The 2,829-nt window shown below is 63.4% G+C and carries 2 protein-coding genes; one reads left to right on the top strand and one right to left on the bottom strand.

What is annotated here, in order from left to right:
* Window positions 1–346: 346 nt before the first annotated feature.
* Window positions 347–2,197, bottom strand: a complete 1,851-nt coding sequence (ilvD, locus tag EWH12_RS21625) for a dihydroxy-acid dehydratase (protein WP_129927791.1) — start codon at window positions 2,195–2,197, stop codon at window positions 347–349.
* 257 nt (window positions 2,198–2,454) lie between these two features.
* On the opposite strand from ilvD, the gene EWH12_RS23030 reads away from it, so the two are divergent.
* Window positions 2,455–2,745, top strand: coding sequence for a hypothetical protein (locus EWH12_RS23030; RefSeq protein ID WP_207212474.1), 291 nt, complete (start codon window positions 2,455–2,457; stop codon window positions 2,743–2,745).
* Window positions 2,746–2,829 lie beyond the last annotated feature (84 nt).

The raw sequence follows: 2,829 nt of genomic DNA, 5'->3' as shown, positions 1-2,829 counted from the left end.
AACCTTCCCGACTATGCTCTCGCCGGGCAATACCAGTCCATGCCACCATTCACTCCATCTTGTCGCAAAGACGGCTGAATCACAACATGCTGGTATTGCTCAACAACTTTCGGATCGGGCTCTAAGAATATAGGCGATTCGCCATATCGACAAACTGGTAGCGAAGGCGATCAGGAGCGATACATAAGATGGTCGAAGTCCGCCATCAATCGGCCGCCAACAAATGGTTGCCGTCCATCCATCTTTTGCCTCTACGCGGCGCCATTTTCCCCGTCATTATGCTTGGCGGGCATTGACGCCGCCCGATCGGTCGCGCCTGTCGGCAGCGACGGATCGGGCGACCGGATCAGCGCTCGATCTGGCTGACGTCGCGGACCGCGCCCTTGGCGGCGTTGGTGGTCATGGCGGCATAGGCGCGCAGGGCGGGTGAGACTTCGCGCTTGCGGCCGAAGGGCTTCCAGGCCTTCGCCCCCCGCGATTCCATTTCCGCGCGGCGCTCGGCCAGCAGCGCGTCGTCCAGATCGACCTTGATGACGCGGGCCGGGATGTCGATCACGATCGGGTCGCCGGTCTGGACCAGCGCGATCAGGCCGCCCTCCGCCGCTTCGGGCGACACATGGCCGATCGACAGGCCCGACGTGCCGCCGGAAAAGCGCCCGTCGGTGATGAGCGCGCAGGCCTTGCCCAGCCCCTTCGACTTCAGATAGCTGGTGGGATAGAGCATTTCCTGCATACCGGGGCCACCCTTTGGCCCTTCATAGCGGATGACGACGACGTCCTTTTCCTTGACTTCGTTGCCCAGGATGCCCGCGACCGCCGCGTCCTGGCTTTCATAGACACGCGCGGTGCCGTGGAAGACGAGGATGCTTTCGTCCACGCCCGCCGTCTTGACGATGCAGCCTTCGGGCGCGAGATTGCCGAACAGCACGGCCAGGCCGCCATCCTTGGAAAAGGCATGGTCGGCCGAACGGATCACGCCCTTTTCGCGGTCGGTGTCCAGCTCCTCCCAGCGTTCCGACTGGCTGAATGCGGTCTGGGTGGGCACGCCGCCGGGCGCGGCGCGATAGAAGTTGCGCACGTCCTCGCTATTGGTGCGGCCGATGTCCCAGCGCGCGAGCGCGGCGGCCATGGTCGACGCATGGACGGTCGGTAGGCTGGCGTCGATCAGGCCGGCGCGCTCCAGTTCGCCCAATATCGCCATGATGCCGCCGGCGCGATGGACATCCTCCATATGGACGTCGCTCTTGGCGGGCGCGACCTTGCACAGGCACGGCACGCGGCGCGACAGGCGATCGATGTCGGCCATGGTGAAGTTGATCCCGCCTTCATAGGCGGCGGCGAGCAGATGCAGCACCGTGTTGGACGACCCGCCCATGGCGATGTCCAGGCTCATCGCATTTTCGAACGCGGCGAAATTGGCGATGCTGCGCGGCAGGACGCTCTCGTCGTCCTGTTCATAATAGCGCTTGGTGATGTCGACGATGACATGACCGGCTTCGCGGAACAGCCGCTCGCGGTCCGAATGGGTCGCCAGCGTGGAGCCATTGCCCGGCAGCGAGAGGCCCAGGGCTTCGGTCAGGCAGTTCATCGAATTGGCGGTGAACATGCCCGAACAACTGCCGCAGGTCGGGCAGGCGGAGCGCTCGATCGTCTGCACTTCCTCGTCAGTGTAATTTTCGTCGGCGGCGACGACCATGGCATCGACGAGGTCGAGCGCGACCTTCTTGCCGCGCACCGTGGCCTTGCCCGCTTCCATCGGCCCGCCCGACACGAAGACGACGGGGATGTTGAGGCGCATGGCGGCCATCAACATGCCGGGCGTGATCTTGTCGCAGTTGGAGATGCAGACGATCGCGTCGGCGCAATGGGCGTTGACCATATATTCGACGCTGTCGGCGATGAGGTCGCGACTGGGCAGCGAATAGAGCATCCCGCCATGGCCCATGGCGATGCCGTCATCGACGGCGATGGTGTTGAATTCCTTGGCGACGCCGCCCGCCGCCTCGATCTCCCGCGCGACAAGCTGGCCCAAATCCTTCAGATGGACATGGCCCGGCACGAACTGGGTGAATGAATTGGCAATGGCGATGATCGGCTTGCCGAAATCCTCGTCCTTCATGCCCGTCGCGCGCCAAAGCCCGCGCGCGCCCGCCATGTTGCGGCCGTGGGTGGTGGTGCGGGAGCGGTAGGCGGGCATTGCACAGAGTCCTTCAGAAGATCGTCGCGGTCCCTCTACAGGGGCGGGCGACGGTGTGAAACATATTATTCCTCTTATGCGCCCTTGTCGCGCTTTTGGCGCGCCATGGTGCAGCCGCTGGGTCATTTTGTTGCGAGCGATGCGCCGGAACGGACAGCGCGATGTTTTGATGCGGTTCCTGTCCCATCATGGGATCGCGGCGCACGGCCGCGCAACAGCAGGCTGGCGCTGGCGAATATCATGGTTAATAAACACTTATGCCTGCCTTTCGCCTACGCCTGTCCATGCTGCGCCCTTTGATCCTGGCTGGCGCATGGGCGCTGGTCATGCCTGCTACGGCGCCGGCGCAATCCTTGAACGGCGCGCAACAACTGGCGCCGGGCGGCTATCGCTGGCTGGGGCAGGGGCCATGGGACGGCCCCATCTATATGGTCATCAGCATCGAAAAGCAGATGATCCATGTCTATAGCGGCGACCAGTTGATCGGGCTGGCGAGCGTGTCGACGGTTAGCGTCCGCGCTCGTGGTGTAATTTCCGGTGTAGATTGAGGCGATCGCATGGGTGGGGCATGCCCCACCCATGCGAATTCGATCTCGGTGGCCACCGGGCTCATCGGTAAGGTGGAGTTACCA

It is taken from the genome of Sphingobium cupriresistens (assembly GCF_004152865.1).
Lineage (GTDB): Bacteria > Pseudomonadota > Alphaproteobacteria > Sphingomonadales > Sphingomonadaceae > Sphingobium > Sphingobium cupriresistens.
The sequence above is the reverse complement of the archived record's forward strand: the minus strand, read 5'-3'. Positions and strand labels throughout refer to the sequence as shown.